Source organism: Marinibacterium profundimaris (assembly GCF_002210095.1).
Classification (GTDB): domain Bacteria; phylum Pseudomonadota; class Alphaproteobacteria; order Rhodobacterales; family Rhodobacteraceae; genus Marinibacterium; species Marinibacterium profundimaris.
Genome location: NZ_AQQR01000003.1, coordinates 415,897 through 440,116, shown reverse-complemented (window position 1 = coordinate 440,116; position 24,220 = coordinate 415,897). Strand labels below are relative to the sequence as shown.

The 24,220-nt window shown below is 68.3% G+C and carries 19 protein-coding genes; 9 read left to right on the top strand and 10 right to left on the bottom strand.

Translation table 11 applies throughout. The features are described from left to right. Positions 1 to 4: 4 nt before the first annotated feature. The 6 genes from ATO3_RS10170 to ATO3_RS10145 all read right to left on the bottom strand — a co-directional run bounded on the left by ATO3_RS10170 (position 5) and on the right by ATO3_RS10145 (position 8,517). Positions 5 to 2,245, bottom strand: coding sequence for a xanthine dehydrogenase family protein molybdopterin-binding subunit (locus tag ATO3_RS10170; protein WP_088649727.1), 2,241 nt, complete (start codon positions 2,243 to 2,245; stop codon positions 5 to 7). Then, complete coding sequence (locus tag ATO3_RS10165) at positions 2,245 to 2,727, bottom strand: (2Fe-2S)-binding protein (protein WP_088649726.1); 483 nt, start codon at positions 2,725 to 2,727, stop codon at positions 2,245 to 2,247. The genes ATO3_RS10170 and ATO3_RS10165 overlap by 1 nt, the downstream gene beginning before the upstream one ends. 3 nt (positions 2,728 to 2,730) lie before the next feature. After that, complete coding sequence (locus tag ATO3_RS10160; protein WP_088649725.1) at positions 2,731 to 3,591, bottom strand: FAD binding domain-containing protein; 861 nt, start codon at positions 3,589 to 3,591, stop codon at positions 2,731 to 2,733. Positions 3,592 to 3,831: 240 nt separating this feature from the next. Then, on the bottom strand, positions 3,832 to 4,296 hold the full coding sequence (locus ATO3_RS10155) for a MarR family winged helix-turn-helix transcriptional regulator (RefSeq protein WP_233152095.1): 465 nt from the start codon (positions 4,294 to 4,296) through the stop codon (positions 3,832 to 3,834). A gap of 265 nt (positions 4,297 to 4,561) precedes the next feature. Continuing rightward, the gene (locus ATO3_RS10150; protein WP_158217939.1) at positions 4,562 to 8,032 is read right to left on the bottom strand and encodes a molybdopterin cofactor-binding domain-containing protein; all 3,471 of its coding nucleotides are present in this window, start codon (positions 8,030 to 8,032) and stop codon (positions 4,562 to 4,564) included. Further along, positions 8,029 to 8,517 (bottom strand): (2Fe-2S)-binding protein, encoded by a 489-nt coding sequence (locus tag ATO3_RS10145; RefSeq protein WP_088649723.1) that lies wholly within the window; start codon positions 8,515 to 8,517, stop codon positions 8,029 to 8,031. The genes ATO3_RS10150 and ATO3_RS10145 overlap by 4 nt, the downstream gene beginning before the upstream one ends. Before the next feature lie 672 nt (positions 8,518 to 9,189). Between ATO3_RS10145 and ATO3_RS10140 the strand changes: the two genes are divergently transcribed. Further along, positions 9,190 to 9,621: a MarR family winged helix-turn-helix transcriptional regulator gene (locus ATO3_RS10140; protein ID WP_088649722.1), complete on the top strand. Its 432-nt coding sequence runs from the start codon at positions 9,190 to 9,192 to the stop codon at positions 9,619 to 9,621. Positions 9,622 to 9,762: 141 nt separating this feature from the next. On the opposite strand, the gene ATO3_RS10135 is transcribed toward ATO3_RS10140, so the two are convergent. Genes ATO3_RS10135 through ATO3_RS10120 form a run of 4 tightly spaced genes read right to left on the bottom strand, consistent with a single transcriptional unit; the run spans position 9,763 to position 13,241 of the window. Beyond that, positions 9,763 to 10,347, bottom strand: coding sequence for an amino acid synthesis family protein (locus ATO3_RS10135; RefSeq protein WP_088649721.1), 585 nt, complete (start codon positions 10,345 to 10,347; stop codon positions 9,763 to 9,765). Next, on the bottom strand, positions 10,347 to 10,931 hold the full coding sequence (locus tag ATO3_RS10130) for an amino acid synthesis family protein (protein ID WP_088649720.1): 585 nt from the start codon (positions 10,929 to 10,931) through the stop codon (positions 10,347 to 10,349). The genes ATO3_RS10135 and ATO3_RS10130 overlap by 1 nt, the downstream gene beginning before the upstream one ends. Beyond that, entirely contained in the window at positions 10,924 to 11,781 is an 858-nt protein-coding gene (locus tag ATO3_RS10125; protein WP_088649719.1) for a UPF0280 family protein, read from the bottom strand. The genes ATO3_RS10130 and ATO3_RS10125 overlap by 8 nt, the downstream gene beginning before the upstream one ends. Further along, on the bottom strand, positions 11,778 to 13,241 hold the full coding sequence (locus ATO3_RS10120; RefSeq protein WP_198963257.1) for a 6-hydroxynicotinate reductase: 1,464 nt from the start codon (positions 13,239 to 13,241) through the stop codon (positions 11,778 to 11,780). Before ATO3_RS10120 ends, ATO3_RS10125 begins: the two co-directional genes overlap by 4 nt. 503 nt (positions 13,242 to 13,744) lie before the next feature. On the opposite strand from ATO3_RS10120, the gene ATO3_RS10115 reads away from it, so the two are divergent. The 8 genes from ATO3_RS10115 (at position 13,745) to ATO3_RS10080 (ending at position 24,031) form a co-directional block, all read left to right on the top strand. Beyond that, positions 13,745 to 15,808 (top strand): hydantoinase/oxoprolinase family protein, encoded by a 2,064-nt coding sequence (locus ATO3_RS10115; protein ID WP_088649718.1) that lies wholly within the window; start codon positions 13,745 to 13,747, stop codon positions 15,806 to 15,808. After that, entirely contained in the window at positions 15,805 to 17,547 is a 1,743-nt protein-coding gene (locus tag ATO3_RS10110) for a hydantoinase B/oxoprolinase family protein (protein WP_088649717.1), read from the top strand. The genes ATO3_RS10115 and ATO3_RS10110 overlap by 4 nt, the downstream gene beginning before the upstream one ends. A gap of 208 nt (positions 17,548 to 17,755) precedes the next feature. Then, the gene (locus ATO3_RS10105; RefSeq protein ID WP_088649716.1) at positions 17,756 to 18,808 is read left to right on the top strand and encodes a dipeptidase; all 1,053 of its coding nucleotides are present in this window, start codon (positions 17,756 to 17,758) and stop codon (positions 18,806 to 18,808) included. Between the two features lie 41 nt (positions 18,809 to 18,849). Then, positions 18,850 to 20,451: an ABC transporter substrate-binding protein gene (locus tag ATO3_RS10100; RefSeq protein WP_088649715.1), complete on the top strand. Its 1,602-nt coding sequence runs from the start codon at positions 18,850 to 18,852 to the stop codon at positions 20,449 to 20,451. Between the two features lie 61 nt (positions 20,452 to 20,512). After that, a complete protein-coding gene (locus ATO3_RS10095; protein ID WP_269845408.1) occupies positions 20,513 to 21,514 on the top strand; it encodes an ABC transporter permease in 1,002 nt (333 codons plus the stop codon). After that, positions 21,511 to 22,425, top strand: a complete 915-nt coding sequence (locus ATO3_RS10090) for an ABC transporter permease (protein WP_088649714.1) — start codon at positions 21,511 to 21,513, stop codon at positions 22,423 to 22,425. The genes ATO3_RS10095 and ATO3_RS10090 overlap by 4 nt, the downstream gene beginning before the upstream one ends. After that, on the top strand, positions 22,422 to 23,279 hold the full coding sequence (locus ATO3_RS10085) for an ABC transporter ATP-binding protein (RefSeq protein WP_088649713.1): 858 nt from the start codon (positions 22,422 to 22,424) through the stop codon (positions 23,277 to 23,279). Before ATO3_RS10090 ends, ATO3_RS10085 begins: the two co-directional genes overlap by 4 nt. Continuing rightward, positions 23,276 to 24,031 (top strand): ABC transporter ATP-binding protein, encoded by a 756-nt coding sequence (locus tag ATO3_RS10080; protein ID WP_088649712.1) that lies wholly within the window; start codon positions 23,276 to 23,278, stop codon positions 24,029 to 24,031. The genes ATO3_RS10085 and ATO3_RS10080 overlap by 4 nt, the downstream gene beginning before the upstream one ends. The last annotated feature ends 189 nt before the right edge of the window (positions 24,032 to 24,220 follow it).

The following is a 24,220-nucleotide window of genomic DNA, read 5'->3' as shown; positions in this document are numbered from 1 at the left end:
GCCGTCAGCCCATCGCCTTGATGGCCGCCAGCACCTTGGGCGGCGACATCGGCAGGTCGTGCAGGCGCGCGCCGGTCGCGGCCTGGATGGCGTTGGCGATGGCCGGGAGCGGCGGGGTGATGCCCGTTTCGCCCACGCCACGGACGCCGTAGGGGTGGCCCGGGTTCGGGACCTCCACGATCACCGTGTCGATCATCGGCAGGTCCGAGGCCACCGGAACCCGGTAGTCGAGGAAGACCGAGTTCTGCAGCTTTCCGTTCTCGTCGTAGATATAGGCCTCGTTCAGGGCCCAGCCGATGCCCTGCGCCGCGCCGCCCTGGTATTGGCCTTCCACGTAGGACGGGTGGATCGCCCGGCCGGCATCCTGCACCACGAGATAGCGCAGGATCTTCACGTGGCCGGTTTCGGGGTCGACCTCGACATCCACGACGTGGCAGCCGAAGGAGGCGCCGACGCCCTCGGGCACCGATTCATGGTGACCCGAGATCGGGCCGCCCGTGGACCCCATCTTGCCGGCGATCTCGGCGATGGTCATGGGGGGAAACTTGCCCGCATTGGGGCCGGCGGGCTGTGCCGCGCCATCGGCCCATTCCACGGCCTCGGGGTCGATGCCCCATTCGTTGGCCGCGCGCTTGCACATCTCCTTGATGGCCTGCCCGGCGGCGATGACGGCGGCCTTGCCGGAGGCAAAGGTCGCGCGGCTGCCGTGGGTCGGTTCGTTGACGCCGAGCGCGCCGGTTTCCACCACGTTGACGCGCACGTCCTCGTAGGGGATGCCCAGCGTTTCCGCCGTCATCAGCGCGATCGACGCGCGCGAGCCGCCGATGTCGGGCGTGCCGATCGAGACCTGCGCGGTGCCGTCCTCGGAAATCGCGAGGCTGACCGAAGTTTCGCCGTTGTGGTTGAACCAGTAGCCGCTGGCCATGCCGCGTCCCTGGTTCGGGCCCAGTTCGGCCTTCAGGTTCGGGTGGGCCTTGGTGGCTTCCAGCGTCTCGACCAGACCGATGGAGCCGTATTTCGGCCCATAGCTGGCGGTGTCGCCTTCCACGACGGCGTTCTTCAGGCGCATCTCCATCGGATCGACGCCCAGTTCGCGGCACATCTCGTCCAGCAGGCTTTCCACGGCGAAGGCGCCCATGGGCGAGCCCGGCGCGCGGTAGGCGGCGCATTTCGGGCGGTTGGCCAGCACGTCGTAGCCGATATGCTGCACGTTCTCGAGCTTGTAGGGCGCGAAGCAGCAGTAAAGCGCCATGTCCACCGGCGAGCCGGGGAAGGCGCCGCCCTGCATGCGGAATTCGGCCCGGGCGGCGGTGATGGTGCCGTCCTTCTTCATGCCGATCTTGACGTCCATCGAGGCCGAGGCGGTCGGACCCGTGGCGCGCAGCACCTCGGAGCGCGACATCACCAGCTTCACGGGCTTGCCGCCGGCCTTGCGCGACAGGGCGAGCGAGAGCGGTTCCATGAAGATGGTGGTCTTGCCGCCGAAGCCGCCGCCGATTTCCGAAGGCGTCACTCGCAGCTGCGCGGTGTCGAGGCCCAGCACGTCGGAGCACATCTTGCGGATGAACCACTGGCCCTGCGTGCAGACCCACATCTCGCCCTTGCCGTCTTCGCCCAGCTGGCCAAGGCAGGCGTGGGGTTCGATATAGCCTTGGTGCGTGGCCTCGGTCTTGTAGGTCTTTTCCGAAACCAGATCGGCCTCGGCAAAGCCTGCCTCGATGTCGCCGCGGCCGAAGTCCAGGTACTGGACCACGTTGGGCGGCATGCCCTCGGGGACGGAGGCATTGGCGGCGCCCTCGCGGATCACCGGGGCGTCCGGCTTGATCGCGTCGTCGACGTCGATCACGTGCGGCAGGACTTCGTATTCGACCTCGATCAGCCGCGCGGCTTCCTCGGCCAGCAGCTTCGAGGTCGCGGCGACGGCGGCGACGGCATGGCCGTCATAAAGCGCCTTCTCGCCGGCCATGGTGTTTTCCTGCAGGTTCCATTCCTCGCCGGTCAGACCGGTGGGGAAGTCGGCGCGGGTCACCACGGCCTTGACGCCATCCAGCGCCTCGGCCTTGCTGGCGTCGATCTTCAGGATCTTCGCATGGGCATGGGGGCTGCGCACCACGGCGGCCCAGAGCATGCCCGGCGCCGACATGTCTGCCCCGTAGCGGGCGCGCCCGGTGACCTTGTCCAGCCCGTCGGGACGGTCGGGACGGGTGCCGACCAGCCGGTATTCCTTGAACTCGTCCTTCGCCATCACGCGGCCTCCTGTCTCAGTTCCGCGGCCGCGTCCATCACGGCCCGGATGATCTTGTCATAGCCGGTGCAGCGGCAGAGGTTGCCTGCCAGCCAGTACCGGACTTCTTCCTCGGTGGGGTTGGAGTTCTCTTCCAGCAGCGCCTTGGCGGCGATGAGGATGCCGGGGGTGCAGAAGCCGCATTGCAGCGCGGCATGTTCGATGAACTTGCGCTGCAGCGGGTGCAGGGCCCCGTCCTCGGACATGCCCTCGATTGTGTCGATGCGCTTGCCGTCGGCCTCGACGCCCAGCACCAGGCAGGAACAGACCAGCGTGCCGTCGAGCCGGACCGAACAGGCCCCGCAATCGCCGGTGCCGCAGCCTTCCTTGGTCCCGGTCAGGCCGAGCTGGTCGCGCAAGGAATCGAGCAGGGTCTCGCGCGGGTCGGCGAGGAACTCGACCGTGTCACCGTTGACGGTGGTCGTGACGTGCATCTTGCTCATGGCTCAGGCTCCTTTCGCGCGGGCATAGGCGATCTTGGCCGCGCGCTTGGCCAGCACGCCGGCCACTTCGGTGCGGAATTCGACCGTGCCGCGTTTGTCGTCGATCGGTTTGCAGGCGGCCGAGGCGGCCCTGGCCAGCGCGTCGAGCGCGGCGTCATCCAGCGTGGTGCCGACGATCGCCTTGGCCGCGTCGGGCGCCAGCGCGATGACAGGCGCCACGGCGCCCAGGGCGACGCGGGCGTCGCTGATTGTGTCGCCGTCCAGCGTCAGGCTGACGGCGCAGCCGACCACGGCGATGTCCATCTCGGTGCGCGGGATGAAGCGCAGGTAGGCATCGCCGCCGTTGGGCCCGCGCGGCGGCAGCAGGATGGCCGAGATCACCTCGCCCTGCGCGAGGCTGGTCTTGAAGGGGCCGGTGGGCACGTCTTCGACCTTCGCGGTGCGCGTGCCGTCGGGGCCGGTGATCTCGACCGTGGCGCCGGCGGCGACAAGGCCGGGCACGCCATCGGCGGCCGGAGAGCCGTTGCAGAGGTTGCCAGCCAGGGTGGCACGGCCCTGGATCTGGGTGGAGCCGACAAGCTCCATCCCCTCGACGACGCCGGGCCAGTCGGCCCTGAGCGCGGCATCGGCGCCCAGCTTGTGGCCGGGGACGGCCACGCCGATGCGCCAGCCGCCGTCGTCGGTCTTCGTGATATCGCTGACACCGGGGATCTTCTTGATGTCGATCAGGTCGTCGGGCAGGACCGAGCCCGCGCGCATCTGCACCAGAACGTCGGTGCCGCCTGCCAGGAAGCGGGTCAGGCCCTGCGCCCCCGCGGCAAGCTGGGCCGCGTCCTCGAATGTTGACGGTGTATGGTATCGCATGTTGCGCCTCCCGTTGTCCGTTTCTGGATGTCTTTGTAGCAGGTGTCGCGGCGCTTTCCAGAGAAGTCGCGCGCGCCTTGGGCCCGCCGTCGCGTCGCGTGGCCGTGGCGCCGGCGCTTTGGGCCGGAGCCGGACGCGATGGCCTTGTTTTCAGGCGGTTTCCGTCGCCGGGCCGCGTGGCGCGCGCGGCGGGTGAGGATCGGCCGGTGCGACCCGGGCCGAGGGCCGGGCGTTCCCGCTTCAGGCCAGGCGCCGGAGCAGGCGCAGCAGGGTGCGCCGATCGGCGGGTTTGAGCGGGGCGAGGGTTGCCTGGCTGACCTCGCGCACGCGGTCTATCGACTGGTCGAGGATGGTCAGCCCGTCCGGGGTGAGCGAGACGATGTGCCGGCGCCGGTCCGAGGGATCGCGTTCGGTGACCAGCAGACCGCGACCGACCAGCCGGTCCACCACGCCCTTGGTCGTTGCGCCGTCCATCGCGACGGAGCGGCCCAGCGAATTCTGTGACATCGGACCCTGTTCGGCCAGACGGAACAGGATCGAGAACTGCGTCGGTGTCAGATCTGAGGGCACCAGATCGGAAAAGAACAGGGAACTGCGCTGGTGGGCCTTGCGCAGCAAGAAGCCGACCTGATCTTCAAGGGAAAATCCGCGCAGGTCGTCAGCGGTTGCCTTTGCGTCTGATTCTGCTCCGGATTTTTCGCCCACGCTGTCTCCCTTTCGTGCGGCCAGTGTCGTGCTGGCTGAGCTGCGCAGGGGGACGTAGACCGCGAAATTGATTTGTGCAACTGAAATTGCGATCAATTCATTCCTGATTTCAATCTATTTTCCACCGGTATTTCCGAGAATGGCTAATCTTTCCGTTTTCGGAGTTTTATTTACTTTTCGGGCGCTAACAGGATGCGCGGAATCCGGTGTTTCGCTGGCTTCCGGAAAGCCTTTCGGGAAGTCAGTGTTCCCGGGGCGGGGGCGCTCAGGGCTGGCGGGCGCGGCCGATGGCCTCGGTGATGCCGTCCCAGGCCGGTTTGTCGGGGGCGAGCGTCTGGCGCAGGAAGCGGGCAAGGGCGGCGATATGGTCGTCGGTCAGCGCGGATCCGAAGCCGGGCATGGCGCGCGGGTCGGGGCGGCCCACGGCGGGAAGCCCGTCGATCACCGCGCGAATGACGCTGTCGGGGCGGTCGGCATGCACGGCGCTCGACAGGGCCAGCGGCACCCGTGCGGCGGTGGCCGAAGGCACCGGCCCGGTGATGTGGCAGGCTCCGCAGCTTGCCCGGAAGAGGCGCGCGGCAGGGCCGGTGGCCATCTCCAGCGGCTGGTCGAGCGCGAGGGCGTCGAGAGGCGCTGCGGCGTCGGATCTGTCCTTGCCTGTGTCGTTCAGCGAGGCGAGGTAATGCGCCATCGCCCGCAGGTCGGTCTCGGGGAGCGCGGCAAGCTCGGCCACCACCGGGGCCATCGGGCCGCCGGCGGCGCCATGACGGGGCGAGACGCCGTCGCGGAGATAGGCGAGGAAATCGGCCTCGGTCCAGTCCAGCGGCGCGGGGCCGGTGCCGTTCAGCGCCGGGGCCAGCCAGCCGTCGACCATGCCGCCCGACAGATGCGCGGCCCCGCCGCGTTCGGCGCCAAGCGCGTTGCGCGGGCTGTGGCAGGCGGCGCAATGGCCGACGCCCTCGACAAGGTAGGCGCCCCGGTTCCAGAGCTCGGATTGCGCGCGGTCCGGGGTGAAGGGCGTGGCATCGTGGTAAAGCGCGTTCCAGGCCGCCATGGAAGGGCGCAGGTTGACGGGGGCGATCATGCTGGCCGGCGGGGTGTCGGCCTGCACCGGGTCCAGCGACTGGATGTAGGCATAAAGCGCCTGCAGGTCGCTGTCGGTCATCTTCGCGAAGGCGGTATAGGGAAAGGCCGGGTAGAGGTGGCTGCCGTCGCGCGACACGCCTTCGCGCATGGCACGGGCGAAGGCCGGGTAGGACCAGGCGCCGAGGCCGGTGTCGGGATCGGGCGTGAGGTTGGTGCTGTAGACCGTGCCGAAGGGGGTTTCCATCGGGCGGCCGCCGACCAGCGGAACGCCCCCCTCGGCGGTATGGCAGACGGCGCAAGCTCCGGCGGCGAAAAGCTGGCGGCCGCGCTCCACCGTCTCGGCGGACCAGATGTTGTCGGGGCGGGGCACGCGCGGGATTTCGGCCCGGATGGCAAGGCCCACGGCGCTGGCCATCAGCCCGCCGGCAAGCGCCGCGCCGACCCCGGTGGCCAGTCGGCGCCAGCGCGGCGGTGCCGTGTCGGCGGGCGCGGGCAGGCCACGGGGCAGCGGCTGGCCGTCCAGCGCGGCCTTGACCCGTTCGGGGGTGAAAGGCAGCTCTCGCATCCGCACGCCGGTGGCGTCGAAGATCGCGTTGGCGATGGCGGCGGCCGAGGGGACAGAGGCGCTTTCGCCGACACCCAAAGGCGGCTCCTCCGGGCGCTCCATGAGGATCGCGCGGATCTCGGGCAGATCCTCGAACCGGGCAATCGGATAGCTGCCCCATTCCGCGTCGCGGGCGCCGGTGCGGTCAAAGCGGGTGTCTTCGCCCATGGCGCGGCTGATCGACTGGACGACATTGCCGTGGATCTGGTGGCGCACCCCTTCGGGGTTGATCGCCAGCCCGTGATCCTGGGCAACGGTGATGCGGTCGAGGATGACCTCTCCGGTGTCGCGGTTGACGGTGACCTCGGCCATCCAGGCGGCCTGGGCGGCGGCGACCCCGGGAAAGGCGCCGTGGACATAGGTGGCATGGGCAAAGCCCTGGCCGGTGGCGATCTGGCCCTGCCGGGTCAGGCGCGGGGCGCGTCCGGGCTGCCAGCCGCCGTCCTCGGCGGTGCGCCGGATCAGGTCGGCGGTGCGGGGATCGTCGACGTGGCGCAGGCGGTAGGCGACGGGGTCCTCGCCGGCCTCGGCGGCAAGCTCGTCGATGAAGCATTCATGCGCGAAGGTGTTCGGCATGGCCGAGACGCCCCGGAACCAGCTGGCGCGGACGATGGGCGCCATGTCATGCACGGCGGCGCGCAGGTTGGGGATGCGGTAGGGCGGGATCGCGGTGCGGTCGCCCATGTCGCAGGGCTGCGGCGCGGGATCGATGGCGCCGGTCAGCAGCAGCGCGAGGTTGGGACCGCGGTTCGACGGATAGCGGGTTTCGAAATCGTAGACGTCGAAATTGCCGTTCGCATCCAGCCCGCCGGTCACGTCCATCAGCTGCGCGGCGCCCTTGGGTTCCCACAGATGCTCCTGCTCGCGCGTCAGCTGCACGCGGACGGGGCGGCCTGTGGCGCGCGACAGCAGCGCCGCGTCGCCGCAGACGTCATCGGCGCAATTGCGGCCGAAGCAGCCGGCGGCCTCGTGGCGGACGATGTCGACGGCGGTTTCGGGCAGGTCCATCAGCCGGGCGATATCGGCGCGCAGCATGTGCGGGTTCTGGGTGCCGGACCAGATCGTCACTCGCCCCTCACGCCAGTCGGCCACCGCGCAGGAGGGGCCGATGGACCCGTGCAGGTTCCAGGGCCAGGCATAGCTGCGGGTGAGTGTCGTGGCGGCGCGCTCCAGCGCCCCGTCCACGTCGCCGCGATCTGCCAGCATGCGTTTCTCGGACGGCAGGTCGCGCAGGGTGCCGGGGATGTCCGACAGGTCCGGCAGGTCGGGCGGCGTGGCCCAGCGGACGGGCAGGGCCTCGGCGATGGCGCGGGCCTGGCCTTCTCGCTCGGCCACGACGCCCAGGAAATCGCCCTTGCGGACCAGCGCCACGAACCCCGCCATGCCGGAAACGGCGTCCTCGTCGACCTCGATCAGGGACCGGCCGATGAAGGGGCCGCTGTCGCGCCCGGCGTAAGGTGGCCGGATCACGTGGCCATGGAGCATCCCCGGAACCGCCACGTCATGCACGTAGGTCCAGGCGCCGGTGGCCTTGCCGGCCAGGTCCACCCGGGGCAGGTGCCGGCCGACGAGATGGTAGTCGGAGGCGGGTTTGACGGCTGTGTCCGGGTCGAGTTGGAGGCTGACGGGCGGGCCCGTGAGCAGATCGGCAATGGGAAGGCGGGCCGCGTCGGTGCCGATCATGCCGTCGCGGAGATCGAGGTCGTCGATCCCGGCGTTCAGGCGGGCAGAGGCCAGCCCCGCGATCACCGCGCGGGCCTGGGCTGCGGCCTGGCGCAGGGGCACGGCGGCGATCTGGATGGATTCCGAGGCGATGGTCGGCCCCTGATCCGGCGTGCTCGCCGTGTCGCCCATGACCATGGAGACCTGTCCGGGGGCGATGTCGAGCTCTTCGGCGACGATCTGGGCCATGGCGGTGCGCAGGCCGGTGCCCAGGTCGACATGGCCGGTGTATCCGGTGACCCGGCCGTCGGCGGCGATGTCCAGCAGGGGCTCGGGCGTGCCGGCCTGTCCGTGGCGCCAGATGGTGATGGCGGGGCGGGTCACGATGTCTGCTCCGCCATGTAGCGGGCGGCGAGGCGCACGGCCTTCAGGATCTCGATATGGGTGCCGCAGCGGCAGAGGTTGTGACGCAGGGCGCGGCGGATCGTGGCCTCGTCCGGGTCTGGCACCGCCTGCAGCAGGGCGACGGTCTGCAGGATCATGCCGTTGAGGCAATAGCCGCATTGCGCGGCCTCCGCCTCGATGAAGGCCCGCTGGACGGGGTGCGGGCTGTCGGCCCGGCCCAGCCCTTCGAGCGTTGTCACCGCGCGTCCGCTGGCGGCGCTGGCGGGCATCACGCAGGCGCGGGCCACCTGACCGTCGACGAGGACCGAGCAGGCACCGCACTGGCCATAGCCGCAGCCGTATTTCGGACCGTGCAGGCCAAGGTCGGCGCGCAGCGCTTCCAGCAGCGTCGTGCCCTGAGGCAGATCGAGCGTGACGGCGGCGTCGTTGACGGTAAGGGACAGCGGTGCGGGGGCCTCAGGCATCAAGGGCCCCGTTCACTGTCCGCCGCATGCTGCACCGCATCCCGATTGCTCCCTGTTGCCGGTCCCCCTGCCTGCCGGGTGCAGCATGTGCCGCGGATCGGCCCTGTGGCAAGGACAGGATGATGGGAGCGCAAAGTATGGGTGCATACAAATGAAAACTGGGATGGATGAGAGATTTGGTCCTGCACGCGTGCGGACGGGGTTTGGCGGAGGACTTCTCTCATGGCCTTGATTTTGGACTTTATTCCAGAGTCTTACGGTGGGTCCGGGGCCCGCGACCCTGCGGCTTTCCGCGTCGAGGTCCGTCACGGCGGGCACGACGGCGTGCTGGAACATCGGACGCCCGCTTAGGAATTGGGCGTGCGCGCCGTGGTCTTGATCTTGTTCGTCTTCGGTGCGGTGGCCCGGCGCGTTGGCAGGATGGCGTGGCGGCGTCTGTCCTGTCCGTGGCGACTGCCCCGTCCGGGGCCACAAGGCTGTCCCGCGCGCGCATGGCTTGCCGCGCCTCGGACCCAGGTCGTGGCCCTGCAAACGACCCTGCCGGGGCCGTGCCCCTGGCGGACGCCCGGAGAACAGGCGAAAGGCCGGTGCGTCAGGGCTTTGACCCACATGCCCGGTTGACCGGGCCTCGATCTTCATGCTTCGACGGAAACGATCCCAGCCGGAGTTGCCATGTCTCCCTCTCCCTCTGACAGCTATCGTCTCGACGAGCAGGTCGGCTTCCTGCTGCGCCGGGCCTACCAGCGGCACATGGCGATCTGTTCGGAACGGATGCAGGGAAAACTGACCGCGGTGCAGTTCTCCACCCTGTTCCGTCTGGTCGAAGAGGAAGGCCCGGTGTCGCAGAACGCGCTGGGGCGGATGGTCATGATGGACGCGCCGACGATCAAGGGCGTGGTGTCGCGGCTGAAGGAACGCGGGCTGATCGAAAGCCGGGCGGATCCGGATGACAAGCGCCGCTATCTTCTGTCCTCGACCGAGGCGGGGCGCGCCCTGCTGGACGAGATGCTGCCGATCATGCAGGGCGTGACCGCCGAGACGCTGGATCCGCTGGAGCCGCATGAGCGGGCGATGATGGTGGCACTTCTGCGCAAGATGTCCTGACCGGGTTTCGGCAGGCCGGCCGGTTGCAATCCCGATACCGCGTTTTGTTCAGCTTACGCGGTGGCGCGATCCCGTGTCCACGGCCGGTAGTGAAGGCGGCGAGGGACGCGGCCGCATGCTGCGGCGCCGATGGAAGGGCCGTTACCTGAGCCCGTCCTTGCCCTCGGCCGTGTCGTGGGTCAGCCCGCCGACGCGGGGCAGGGGGCGACCGCCCGTGGTCAGGGCTACGGCGACGACGATCTCGTCGGGGCGCGGCGCGTCGGACACCCGCAGGCGCATCCCGTCGAAATGGCTGCGGACATAGGCGGCATCCTTGTGGCCCAGCGGCACGTCGATCACGTCGCCAGGCCCGCCCATCGCCTTGGACGACGGCACCAGCGCCGCACCGCCGCCGATGGCCGCGCGCAGAGGCGCGCCGAGGGACGGGTGGAGCAGGGCGGCCGCATGTTCCAGCTCGCCGCTCTCGCCGACCAGCGCGGCCTTGCCGTAGCCCTGGATCGCCTCCGGCCCGACCCGCAGCAGCGCCATCGCCTCGCGCGCCAGCAGGTCGCCCAGCCTGGCGCCGGTCTCGATCAGCTCGGAGAGATCCTGCACATAGCGACCGGCGCAGGGGTTGGCGATCACCGCCGCCGCGACGGCCTTGCGCGCGGGCGGCGTGATCGCGTGGCCCATCTCGCGCTCGGTGGTCTCGGCCAGGGTGACGATCTTGCGGATCCGCGTGGGCATCAGCGCAGACCGTCCTCGCCCTTCACGTCGTCATGGGCCAGCCCGCCGACACGGGCATGCACCCGCGGTCCGGTGGTCATGACCAGAACCAGCGCGATCTCGGCGGCCTTCGGCCCGTCGCTCAGCCCGACCTCCATCGCGTCGAAATGCGAGCGCACGTAGGAGGCGTTGGCATGGGTGATCGGCACGTCCAGCCGGGTGCCCGGCCCGCCGATCTTCTTGGTCGAGGGCACGATGGCCATGCTCTCGGGGATCAGCTCGCGCATGGAATAGCCGCCCGGCACGTGCCAGAGCGCGCCGTGTTCCAGCTCTCCGGCGGTGCCGACGATGGCGCCCTTGCCGTAGCCCTGGATGGCGGCGGGATCCCCGCCGAGCGCATCGATCAGCTCTTGCGCCATGCGCAGGCCGAGCGGCTTGAGATCATCCATGAAACCGGCGATCTCGGCATGGTAGCTGCCCGCGAAGGGGTTGCGGATCACGGCGATGGCGGCGCCTTTCTTCAGCGGCGTCTCGGCCACCGGGCCGCCCTCGTGCCAGATCGTTTCCAGCTGGAGGGCGGTCTTGCGGATCTCGGGCTCAGGCATGCAGGATTTCCTTCTCGACGGCGACGGCGCGGGTCTCTTCCAGCGACAGGTATGCGGCACGGATCAGACCGTGTGCGATGTACTCCTGGGCCAGGGCATAGCCACGCTCGATCGCCTGTGCCCGGTCGGTGACGGACAGGGGCGCGACATCGGTGGTGACAAGGCGCGCGCCCAGGTCGCTGTCGGGCGACAATTCGTTCGCGGGCTGGCGCAGGATGCCGGGGTGGTCGGGCAGGTCGACGGCATTGGCGATCAGCGTGGCTGCGACATCCGCGGTGGCGGCCCGGTCGGCCAACACGGTCACCGCGTCGGCGATGCCCATCGAGAAGGAGCGCCCGCGCCAGCCCGAGGTGGCCACGCCGCCGATGCCCGAGCGCGCCGAGATCGAGATTTTGCCCCCCGAACGGCCCGAGATGGGATCGTCGCAGATCGCCGCCGTCACCGCGCCCCTGGCGAGCCAGAGCGAGATGTCGCCGCCGTTGTTCGCGATCAGCTGCGTCAGCCCGTGACCCTGGACCAGCACCGCCTCGCGGATGTGGTCGGCGATGCTGCCCGCGACGGCAGCCATCGGCGTGACGAAGCGCGGCGCAAAAAGCGCGGCGGCGCGGGTCATGCGCCCGGCGACGCTGCCCGTCGGCGCGGGGCCGGTGGGGGCGCGCAGGCGGGGAAGTTCCTGCGCGAGCTCATCCAGCACGGGCAGGAAGGCCAGCCGCGCCCGGTCGAAGGCGGCCTGGCGGGCCGGGGCCGGGCCCTCGGCGGTGAGGATCATGTCGATGGGACCGTGGGCCAGGCGCATGCGCCGCCCATCGGTGCTGACGCTGGTGGTCTGGGTTTCGGTGAAATCGCTCATTTCTGTTGTCCGGTCAGGGGTTGGACGGGCCAGGGGGTATCGCCCCTGCGCCCGACATCGCGGCGGCCGGCAAGGACATGGTCGCTTTGCCGTCCGGGGACACCCGACAGGGCGTCGGACAGGGGCACGACGTAATCCATGTGACCGCCCAGGGCCGCATAATCGCTGCGGCGAAGGGTGAATTCGATCGGCGCGACAAGCGCCGGTGTGGGGACGTAGCCAAAGGCGTTCTCGGGCATCTGCGTGACGTCGGCCATCAGGGTGATGCCGCCGCCGGGCCATATATACGCCGGCGCGCCGCCGACGGTCACCCGTGTCAGCGCCTTTTGAACCGAGCGGGTCAGCCCCACGGGGTTCTGCGTGACCCCGGCGCGCAGGCTGCCGCCCGCGCCGCCCATGAACAGGACGGAGCAGAGCGCGGGTTCGCAATTCTCTTCGATCCGGCGGGTCGAGGGCAGGAGCCTCTCGGGGATCTCCAGCTGCACGGGGCGCAGATCCTCGTCCAGCTCGTAATAGGCGGCGTGCTCGCCGGTGGTCGAGACCATCAGCAGCGACAGGCCGGGCCGCGCGTGTTTGGGGTTCCAGGGCCCGAGGATCGTCAGCGGGTCGGTCATGTTCGTGCCGCCCCAGCCGGTGCCGGGCTCGGCCACCTGGAAATAGCGGCCGGGGGTGGAGCGGCGGCCGAGGATCCTGATCCCGGTGGGCTGCCAGCCGATGACCTTGCCGGCCTGGTGTTCGCTCATCACGCCGGTGATGTGATCGTCGACGACGACGACCTCGTCCACCAACCCCTGCCATTGCGCGGCGAAGATCCCCACCGTGGCCGAGCCGCAGCCGACGCGCATCCGTTCCTCGACCTGGCCGTTGACCACCGGCGCCTTGCCCGCGCCCACGGTCACCTCGGCGCCGCCGTCGATGACAAGATCCACGCTTTGACTGTTGCAGAGCGCAAGGAGGGTGGCGCAGGTCACGCGGCCTTCCTTCTTCGATCCGCCGGTCAGGTGTTCGACCCCGCCGAGCGAGAGCATCTGGCTGCCGTATTCCGAGGTGGTGACATGGCCCACGATCTCTCCGTCCGCGCGCACGGGGGCGCGTTCGGGGCCAAGGTGGCGGTCGGTGTCGATCTTCACCTTGGCGCCGCAATAGGAAAAGATCCCCTCGGTCACCACGGTGACCATGTCGACGCCCTCGTAATCGGAGGCGACGATGAAGGGGGCGGGCTTGTAATCGGGGTAGGTGGTGCCCGCGCCGATGGCGGTGACGAACTGGCGGTTGCCGCCGACGATGGCGCCGTCCCATTCGGTCTCGAGGAAGGGCACCAGCCGGGGCGTGTCGTCTTCGGGCTGCCGGGCTGCCGCGCGGTTTTCCAGGATCGTCAGGGGGTCGAGCCGGATCAGCTGGCCTGCGTCATTGGCATAGCGGTCGCAGGCGCCCGAGCGGCCCTCGGCGATGTAGCACATGACGGGGCAGGCGTCGCAGCGGATCTTCTCCGGCGCCGGGCGCGGCGTGTCGGCGTCCGTTTTGGAGGGCGAGTGCGTGCCGGCCTGGGTGGACGCCTTGTCGGACTCGCTCATGGATCTGCCCTTTCGAAGATCGCGATGCCGGGGGAAATTGTATGCTTGCAAGCGATCATGTCCGAGGGGGCGAGTCAATGAACATTGCCGGTTTTGGCCCCCGAAACGGCCCGGATCACGAGAAATTGGCCGTTTCGGCGCAGGCGGGCGTTTTTCGGCGGCAGGCCGGGACGCGATCCCTGCCTCGCGGGGGCCCATCCGCATTGACCGAAGCGCGCCGTTTTTCCGGGCAGCTCGGGCGGCCTTTGGGTTTTGCACATCATATGCACACTAACATGGTGACGTGACCCTTTCCCGGTCAGCGGGGCATTGACAGACGCCGGTTCCGGGGCCTTGCTGCCAGCAGGCCGCCGGGGCGCATCGGCGCGGGAACCAGACAAGAGGGATCCATGACCAGCAAGTCCGCAAGCTCCGGTATCGTGGCCGGCATTGACGTCGGCGGGACCTTCACCGACCTGGTCCTGTTCGAAAGCCGCGCGTCGACGGTGCGGCTGGCCAAGGTGCCGACCACGCTTGAGGATCAGTCGGTCGGGGTGGTGGGCGCGCTGGACGCGGCCGGGGCGGATGTCGCGGCGCTGGATCTGATCGTGCATGGCACGACCACCACGACCAACGCGGTGCTGGAACGGCGGCTGTGCAAGACCGGGCTGATCACCACGATGGGCTTCCGCGACGTGCTGGAGCTGGGCCGGCGCACGCGGCCCAATGCCTACGGGATGAAGGGCGACTTCCGCCCGCTGATCCCGCGCGATCTGCGCATGGAGGTGCGCGAGCGGATGGATGCCTCGGGCGCCGAGCTGGTGGCGCTGGACGAGGAGGCCCTGCGCGCGGCGGTGCAGGCGCTGGTCGACACCGGCTGCGAGGCGCTGGTGATCCATTTCCTGCATGCCTATGCCAACCCCGCGCACGAATTGCGCGCCGCCGAGATCGCGGCCGAGATCTGGCCCAACGGGAACATCACCATGGGCCATGCGCTTTTGTCGGAAAGCCGCGAATACGAGCGCGGCGTGACGGCGGCGGTCAATGCCTCGGTCCAGCCGCTGCTGCGCCGTTATGTCGAACGGCTGGCCGACAAGCTGGCGCAGAGGGGCTATGCGCACGATCTGCTGGTTATGAACGGCAACGGCGGCATGGTCTCGGCCCGGATCGTGGCGCGCGAGGCGGCCAAGACGGTGATGTCGGGCCCGGCCTCGGGCGTGATGGCGGCGGCCTATACGGGGCGGCGGGCAGGAATTTTGGACCTGCTGACCTATGACATGGGCGGCACCAGCACCGATGTGGCAATGATCCGGGGCGCGGAACCGGCGGTCAGCCACGAGATCGAGATCGAATATGCCATGCCGATCCATGTGCCGATGGTCGATGTGCGCACAGTGGGGGCCGGCGGCGGCTCCATCGCGAAGGTCAACGCGGCGGGGCTGTTGCAGGTCGGGCCGGACAGCGCCGGGTCGACCCCCGGGCCGATCTGCTACGGGCGCGGCGGGACGCAGCCCACGATTTCGGATGCCAACTTGCTGCTGGGCCGGATGGATCCGGCGAAATTCACCACCGCCGAGGCGCCGGTCACGCTGGAGGAGATCCGGGGGATCTTTGCCAAAGAGCTGGGCGCGCCGCTGGGGCTGGATGCGGAAGCGGCGGCCGAGGCGGTGCTGCGGATCGCCACGGCGAAGATGGCGGATGCGGTGCGCATGGTGTCGGTTTCGCTGGGCGAGGATCCACGGGATTTCGCGCTCTTTGCCTTCGGGGGCGCCGGGCCGCTTCATGCCAGCGCCATCGCGCGCGAGCTGGGCGTGCCGCATGTGCTGGTGCCCGCGCGGCCCGGCATCACCAATGCGCTGGGATGCGTGGTGGCCGACCTGCGCCATGATTTCGTGAACACGGTGAACCGGCCGCTGGATGCGGTGGAGATCGAGACGGTCCATGCCCTGCTGGCCGATCAGATCGCCGCCGGGTGCGCCGCCATCGCCGCCGAGGCGGTGGAGGTCAGCGACATTCGCATCCTGCCCAGCGTCGACATGCAGTTCATCGGACAGACCCACCTGCTGCGCGTGCCCCTGGAGAGCGAGACGCCCTCGATCGAGGACCTGCGCGCCCTGTTCGCGGCGGCCTATTACCGGCGCTTCCAGGTGGATCTGCCCGAGATCCGGCCGGCGCTGGTCAACGTCAACTGCTCGGTCATCGGGCGGCGGCCCGAGATCGACCTTGGCCTGCTGATCGACGCCGCCGCGCGCAGGGAAACGCTGGACGCGGCCCTGACCGGGCACCGCCGCGTCTGGTTCGACGGCTGGCACGACACACCCGTCTACTGGCGCGATCACCTGCCCATGAACGCCACGCTGACCGGTCCCGCGATCATCGAACAGATGGACACGACCATCGTTCTGGAACCCGGCGCCCGGGCCGGGCAGGACAAGGACGGCAACATCCTCATCACCCTGGGAGCCACGGCATGAGCACGCTTGATCCGATCACGCTGTCGGTCATCCAGTCGGGCCTGCAGCAGGTCTGCGACGAGATGGACCTGAGCTTTTCCCGCGCCGCCTTCTCGCCGGTGATCGCCGAGGCGAATGACCGCTCCGACGGGATCTATTCGGCCGAGGACGGGTCGCTGATCGCGCAGGGGTCGCAAGGCCTGCCGGTCTTTGTCGGCACGATGCAGTATTCCACGCGGACGCTGATCGAATGGATCGCGGATGGCCGCGCGGTGGCACCGAAACCCGGCGACATCTACATCGTCAACGACCCCTACCTGGGCGGGACGCACCTGATGGACGTGCGCTTTGCCATGCCGTTCTACCGCGATGGCCGGATCTTCTGCTGGCTGTCGAACACCGGCCACTGGCCCGATACCGGGGGCGCGGTGCCGGGCGGGTTTTCCGCCTCGGCGACGGCGGTGGAACAGGAGGGGCTGCGCCTGCCGCCCGTGCGGCTGTTCAAGGAAGGCGTGCTGGATCCCGAGATCTACGGCATCATCTGTTCCAACATCCGCGTGTCCGACCAGCGGATCGGGGACGTGAAGGCGCAGGCGGCGGCTCTTTATGTGGGACAGTCGCGTCTGACCCGGCTGCTGGACCGCTACGGCGACGACACGGTGCGGGAGGCGATCGCCGAGCTTCGGGTGCGCGCCGCCGAGCAGATGCGCGCCTCGATCCGCGAGATACCCCCGGGGACCTATACCTCGGTGGCGTATGTCGACAGCGACGGGGTGGTGAACGAACCGCTGGAAATCCGGCTGAGCATTCAGGCATTGGGCGACAGGCTGATCTTCGACTTCGCCGGATCGTCGCCGCCCTGCGCGGGGCCGATGAACTCGGTTCTGGCGACGACCATGTCGTCGGTCTACCTCGCCACGCGGCATATCTTTCCCGATGTCCCGATCTCGGCCGGTGCGTTCGAGCCGCTGGAGGTGATCCGGCCCGAGGGCACCTTCCTCGATGCGCAATATCCGCGGCCCGTGTCGGGCTGCGCGGCCGAGGTAAGCCAGCGCATCGCCGAGGCGGTTTTCGTCGCGCTGGCCGAGGCGCTGCCGGATCGGGTCACGGCGGCTCCGGCAGGCTCTTCGGGCAACTTCGCGCTGGGCGGATCGGTGCCGGAGGAGGGGCGGAGTTTCGTGATGTACCAGATTTCCGGCGGCGGTTACGGCGGCTGGGCCGGGGGCGACGGGATCTCGAACGGGTGCTCCACCATCGGCATCTCGAAGGCGCCGCCGGTCGAGATCATGGAGCAGCAGTTCCCCGTCCTCTACCACCGCTATGCCTTGCACGAGGGCTCCGGCGGGGCGGGACGGCAGCGTGGCGGCTTCGGTCTGGACTACGAGGTCGAGCTGCGCAAGGGCACGGCACGGGCGAGCTTTGTCATGGATCACGGGCGCTTCGGGCCGCAGGGCGTGCTGGGCGGCGCGGATGGGCAGGTGAACCGGGTCGTGGTGACGCAGGGCGGGGTCGAGACCGTGCCCGAGCATCTGTCGAAGGCGCAGGACATCCCGCTGGCCGCGGGCGACCGGGTGCGCGTGGCGACGCCGGGCGGAGGCGGCTATGGCGATCCGATGACCCGCGAGGCGGCTCTGGTGGCCGAGGACGTGCGGCTTGGCCGGTATACGCCGGAGCAGGCGCGGGCGCTGTTCGGCGTCGTCGTGTCAGCAGACGGGGTTGTCGACGCCGCAGCAACCGAAGCGGCGCGCAACATCGGGTAAGGCCCGGCCTTCGGGGGACGGGCGGGGATCGGGCGGGGCGGCCATGGCGGGCGCTGCCCGGATCCGAGGCAAAGGGCGCAGGCCGCAGGGGCGCGCAGAAGAAAGCGGCGGGGCGACGCCGGGTCAACTGTTGGCAGTCACCGATGCTACGCGTATCGGACGAGTGTTGAAACGGTCCGGGCCGCGCCGAACCGCAACGGGAATACGAATGATCGACAAGCAGATTTTCTTCGACGGACATAACGACACGGTGCTGCGGGTGATGCGCGGACAGGTGACGCCCGGGCAACTGGCCGACGGCTTGCCCGACGGCCATATCGACCGGCCCAGGGCGCAAAGCGGCGGGCTGGGGGGCGGTTTCTTCGCCGTCTTCACGCCCAACCCTGATGGCGGGTCGGACCGTGACGCGCAGATGAAACTGGCCGCCTATGACGTGCCCAAGCCCGAGCCGCTGGACCAGGGCTTTGCGCTGGACTGGACGCGGCGCGGCTTTGACGCGCTGGAGGCGATGGAGCAGGCCGGGGCCATCACGCTGTGCCGCACCGCGGCCGAGGTCGCCGCGGCCCTGCCGGGCGAGCCGCTGGCCGCCGTCCTGCATGCCGAGGGCGCCGAGGCGATCGACCCGGACTTTGCCGTGCTGCACGAATTGCACGCGCGGGGCCTGCGATCGCTTGGCCCGGTCTGGAGCCGGGACACGATTTTCGGCCATGGCGTGCCGTTCCGCTATCCGGCGGATCCCGACATCGGGCCGGGGCTGACCGATCTGGGGCGCGCGCTGGTGCGTGAGTGCAACCGGCTCAGGATCATGATCGACCTGTCGCATCTGAACGCCGCGGGTGTCGACGACGTGGCCGCGATCACCGATGCGCCGCTGGTGGCCACCCATTCCAACGCCTGGGCCGTCTGCAATCACGCGCGCAACCTGACCGACCGCCAGCTGGACATGATCCGCGAAAGCGACGGGATGGTCGGTATCAACCTGGCAAGCGCCTTCCTCCGGCCCGACGGACGCAAGGATGACGATTTCGAGCTTGACATATTGCTCCGGCATTTTGACCACTTGGTCGAAAGACTGGGCGAGGACCGGATCGGTCTGGGATCGGATTTCGACGGCTCTCTGGTGCCGCGCCCGATCCGGGATTGCGCCGGTCTGCCCAATCTTGTGGCGGCCCTTCAGGCCCATGGCGTGGACGACACGCTGCTGGCGAAGGTCACGCATGGTAACTGGTTGCGCGTCCTGAAACGGACGTGGGGAGAATGACAAAAGTCATGAAAAAGAGAACCAACAGGGAGTTCCGACAGATGAAACAACGCAATCGCTTTGTAGCGGCCGCCGTGGTCGCGATGCTGGCCGGCGGGATCGCCGCGCCGGTCATGGCCGAGACGCCGCCGAACATGCTGGTGATCGCCAACCGGATCGACGACATCAAGACCTTCGACCCGGCCGAAAGCTTTGAATTCGCCGGCGCCGACGTGTCGCGCAACGTCTATGAAAAGCTGGTGAATTTCGATCCGCTCGACCTGGATGCCGGTTTCGGCCCGCAGCTCGCCGAAAGCTGGGAAATCTCGGAAGACGGGACCGAGATCACCTTTACCATGGCCGACGGCCATGTCTTCGCCTCGGGCAACCCGGTGACGGCGAAGGACGCGGAATTCTCGCTGCGCCGCGCGGTGCTGCTGAACAAGACGCCGTCCTTCATCCTGACGCAGTTCGGCTTCACTGCCGACAATGTCGAAGAGACGATCGTCGCCACCGATGACAATACGCTCGTGCTCAAGCTGGACAAGCCCTATGCCCAGTCCTTCGTTCTGAACTGCCTGACCGCCACCATCGGTGGCATCGTCGACAGTGAAACCGTCATGGCCAACGAGGTCGACGGTGACATGGGCAACGAATGGCTGCGCACCAACACCGCGGGTTCCGGCCCCTACAAGGTGGCGGACTGGAAGCCGAACGAAAGCGTGCTGATGGACCTGAACCCCAACTACGGCGGCGACGCGCCGGCGATGGAACGGGTGATCGTCCAGCACATCCAGGAAAGCGCGACCCAGCGCCTGATGCTGGAACGCGGCGACATCGACGTGGCGCGCAACCTCTCGCCCGAGGACGTGGCCGGTCTGGTCGACACCGACGGCGTGAAGATCGTCGACGAGCTGCGCGGCCGTCTGATGTATTTCTCGGCCAACCAGAAGAACGAGATGCTGGCCGATCCCAAGGTGGTCGAGGCGCTGAAATGGGCCACCGACTACCAAGGCATGGCCGACAGCTTCCTCAACGGCCAGTACACCGTGCACCAGGCCTTCCTGCCGCTGACCTTCCTCGGCGCGCTGGAGGACAAGCCCTTTACCTACGACATGGACAAGGCCAAGGCGGCGCTGGCGGAATCGGGCTTTGCCGATTGCGGCCCGATCAAGATCTCGGTCCGCGAGGCGCAGGAGCGTCTAGACATCGCGCAAAGCCTGCAGAACACCTGGGGCCAGCTGGGCTGCGACGTGGAGCTGATCGTCGGCACCGGCGCGCAGACGCTCGACCGGTATCGTGCGCGCGAGCATGACATCTACCTCGGCGCATGGGGCCCGGATTACCCGGACCCGAACACCAACGCCGGCACCTTCGCCTACAACCCCGACAATTCGGACGAGGCGGGCGCCACCGGTCTGCTGGCCTGGCGGAACGCCTGGGGCATCCCGGAAATGTCCGAGCAGACGCTGGAAGCGGTCGTCGAGAACGATACCGGTGCGCGCCGCGACATGTACCTGGCGCTGCAGAAAGAGCACCAGCAGGTCAGCCCCTTCGGCGTGATGTTCCAGCAGATCGAACAGAACGGCATGGGCGAAAGCGTCGAGAACTTCGTCGCGGGTGGCGCCACCACGGCGGTCTCCTACTGGGTCATCACGAAGTAAGCGCGTGACATCCCTCGCTGATCCCAAGGGGGGGCGCCCCGCGCCCCTCCACACCACATTCCTGGGCAAGTCCATCCGGCTGCTCGCCACCGTGGCGATCACGCTTCTGGGCCTGCTGTTCGTGACATTCATGATCGGACGGGTGATGCCGATCGACCCGGTTCTCGCCGTCATCGGCGAGCGGGCCACCCAACAGCAATACGACGAGACATTCATCGCGCTTGGCCTCGACAAGCCGCTGATCGTTCAGTTCGGCATCTACGTGCGCGACGTGCTGCATGGCGATTTCGGCACCTCGATCCGGACGGGACAAAGCGTGGCCGAGGACATCCGCCGCGTCTTCCCCGCAACGCTGGAACTGGCCACGCTGGGCACGCTGATCGGCGTGGTCCTGGGCGTGCCGCTGGGCGTGGTCGCCGCGGTGCGCAAGGGCACCTGGATCGACCAGCTGGCCCGTCTTGTCGGCCTGATCGGCTATTCGATCCCGGTCTTCTGGCTGGGCCTTGTCGGGCTTCTGGTCTTTTACGGTATCCTCGGATGGGTGGCCGGACCCGGGCGGCTGGGCATCTTCTACCAGGGCCTGGTGGAGCCGATCACCGGCCTGTTGCTGGTCGACAGCCTGCTGCGCGGCAACATCACCGTCTTCAAGGACGCGTTCAGCCATATCATCCTGCCTGCGTCCATTCTTGCCTATTATTCAATGGCCTACATCAGCCGTATGACGCGAAGCTTCATGCTGGAGCAGCTGAGTTCGGAATATGTGACCACCGCCCGCGTCAAGGGCCTGTCGGAATGGAAGGTGGTCTGGCACCACGCCTTCCGCAACATCCGCGTGCAGCTGATCACCGTGATCGCGCTGGCCTATGCCAACCTGCTGGAGGGGTCCGTCCTGACCGAGATCATCTTCGCCTGGCCCGGCATCGGCAGCTACATCACCACGTCGCTGCTGGCCAATGACATGAACTCCGTGCTGGGGGGCACCATCGTGATCGGGGCGATCTTCGTCGGTCTGAACATCTTCTCGGACCTGCTCTACCGCTTCCTGGATCCGAGGTCGAAATGAGCGCCGAGACATCTTTGAAAGAGTGGCTGCTGGCCGAGGAGCCGCAATCCCGCCGGCAGGCGCGGTGGGGCGCGTGGTACCAAAGCTGGCTGACCTTCCGGTCGAACACGCTGGCCATGGCCGGGCTGATCATCCTGGTGCTGATCATCCTTGCCGCGATCTTCGCGCCGCTTCTGGCGACCGACGATCCCTTTGCCCAGGACCTGGGCCAGCGGCTGCTGGCGCCGGGGGTGGACGGGCATCTGCTGGGCACCGACAGTCTCGGGCGGGACATCTACTCGCGGCTGCTCTACGGCGCGCGGATCTCGATCTACATCGTGCTGCTGGTGGCCATGGTGGCGCCGCTGCTCGGCCTCGTGATCGGGACGATCGCGGGCTACATGGGCGGCTGGACCGACGAGGTGCTGATGCGCCTCACCGACATTTTCCTCGCCTTCCCGCGGCTGATCCTCGCGCTGGCCTTCGTGGCCGCCTTGGGGGCGGGGATCGAGAACGCGGTGCTGGCGATCTCACTGACCGCGTGGCCGCCCTATGCGCGGATCGCCCGGGCCGAGACGCTGACCATCCGCTCCGCCGATTTCATCCACGCGATCCGGCTGCAGGGCGCCGGGCCGATCCGCATCATCACGCGGCATATCTGGCCGCTGTGCATCTCGTCGCTGATGATCCGGGTGACGCTGGACATGGCGGGGATCATCCTGACCGCCGCCGGTCTGGGCTTTCTCGGCCTTGGCGCGCAGCCGCCCAGCCCGGAATGGGGCGCGATGATCTCGGAAGGGCGCAAGTACATCCTGGATTACTGGTGGGTCGCGACGATCCCGGGGCTGGCGATCTTTGCCATCTCGCTGGCGTTCAACCTGCTGGGCGATGGTCTGCGCGATGTGCTGGATCCGAAGGAGGGCGGGGCATGACCCATCTGATCGACGTGGAAAACCTGCGCGTCACCTTTCCGACCCGCTCGGGCACCTTCGAGGCGGTGCGCGGCATCTCCTTCACGCTGGGCAAGGAACGCCTGGGCATCGTGGGGGAATCCGGGTCCGGCAAATCCATGACCGGCCGGGCGCTGTTGCGCCTGATCCGGCCGCCGGGACAGATCACCGCCGACCGGATGGAGATGCACGGGCAGGACCTGCTCAACGCATCGGAAAAACGCATGCGGCAGGTCCGCGGCCGGCAGATGTCGATGATCATGCAGGATCCGAAATTCTCGCTGAACCCGGTGATGACGGTCGGTCAGCAGATGATCGAGGCCCTGCGCACCCACGAGAAGGTGTCGAAATCCCGCGCCGGGGAACGCGCGCTGGAGATGCTGGACGAGGTGGCGATCCGCAATCCCGAACGCGTGCTGACCCTTTATCCGCACGAGGTCTCGGGCGGCATGGGCCAGCGCATCATGATCGCCATGATGCTGCTGCCGAAGCCCGAGATCCTGATCGCGGACGAGCCGACCTCGGCGCTGGATGTGTCGGTCCAGCTGCAGGTGCTGGATATCATGGACAAGCTGGTGAAAGAGCGCGGCATGGGGCTGATTTTCATCAGCCATGACCTGAACCTTGTCGCCAAGTTCTGCGACCGCATCGCCGTGATGTATGCCGGCCGCATCGTCGAGACCTGCAAGGCCTCGGAGCTGGGCCGCGCGAAACACCCGTACACGCTGGGCCTGCTGAACGCGGTCCCTGACCTGGAACACCCGCGCGCGCGGCTGGATGTGCTGAAGCGCGACCCGGCCTGGCGCGAGGCCCCGTCGGTGAGTGCACGCCAATGAACGCGATCGAGGCAAGAGGCGTAGATGTCTATTTCGGCAGCGGTGCCGAGCTGACCCGCGCGGTCAATGACGTGAGCTTCGAGGTGGCGCAGGGCGAAAGCTTTGGCCTTGTCGGCGAAAGCGGCTCGGGCAAGTCGACGATCCTGCGGGTGATCGCGGGGCTGGTGCCGGGCTGGACCGGGGAGATTACGGTCGCGGGCGAAAGCCTGCAGGACGAGAAACGCAGCCGGGCGTTCCACAAGAAGGTGCAGATGGTGTTTCAGGACCCCTATGCCTCGCTACATCCGCGCCAGACGGTGGACCGGGTGCTGTCCGAGGCGATGGAACTGCAGGGCATCACCGATATTAACCGGCGCATCACCAGGCTGCTGAACGACGTGGGCCTGGGGGCCGGGTTCCGCTTCCGCTATCCACACCAGCTCTCGGGCGGGCAGCGGCAGCGCGTGGCGATCGCAAGGGCTCTGGCACCGGAGCCGGAGATCCTGCTGCTGGATGAGCCGACTTCGGCGCTGGACGTGTCGGTCCAGGCCGAGATCCTGAACCTGCTGGCCGATCTGCGGTCGGAGCTGGGTCTGACCTACGTGATGGTCTCGCATGACCTGGGCGTGGTGGGGCACCTGTGCGGGCGCGCGGCGGTGATGAAGGACGGCGAGTTCGTCGAGGTGCTGGGCATCGACGCGATGCGCCGGCTGGACGTGACGCAGCCCTATACGAGGCACCTTCTGGAAAGCTCGATCCGGTCGATCCGCTGAGATCCCTGGCCCGGCGGTCTGCTCGCCCGGCCCTTGCAGGCCAGTCTCGCCGCAGTGGCGCGCCATTGCCCGCGAGACCGGCCAGCAAAGGGCCGGGCAAGCCGCCCCGCCGGGAAAAAATCGACAATTCCGCCCCCTTTGCCCGAGAATCCGCTGGACTCACCGGGGCATTTCTTGGTTTGACGTTCA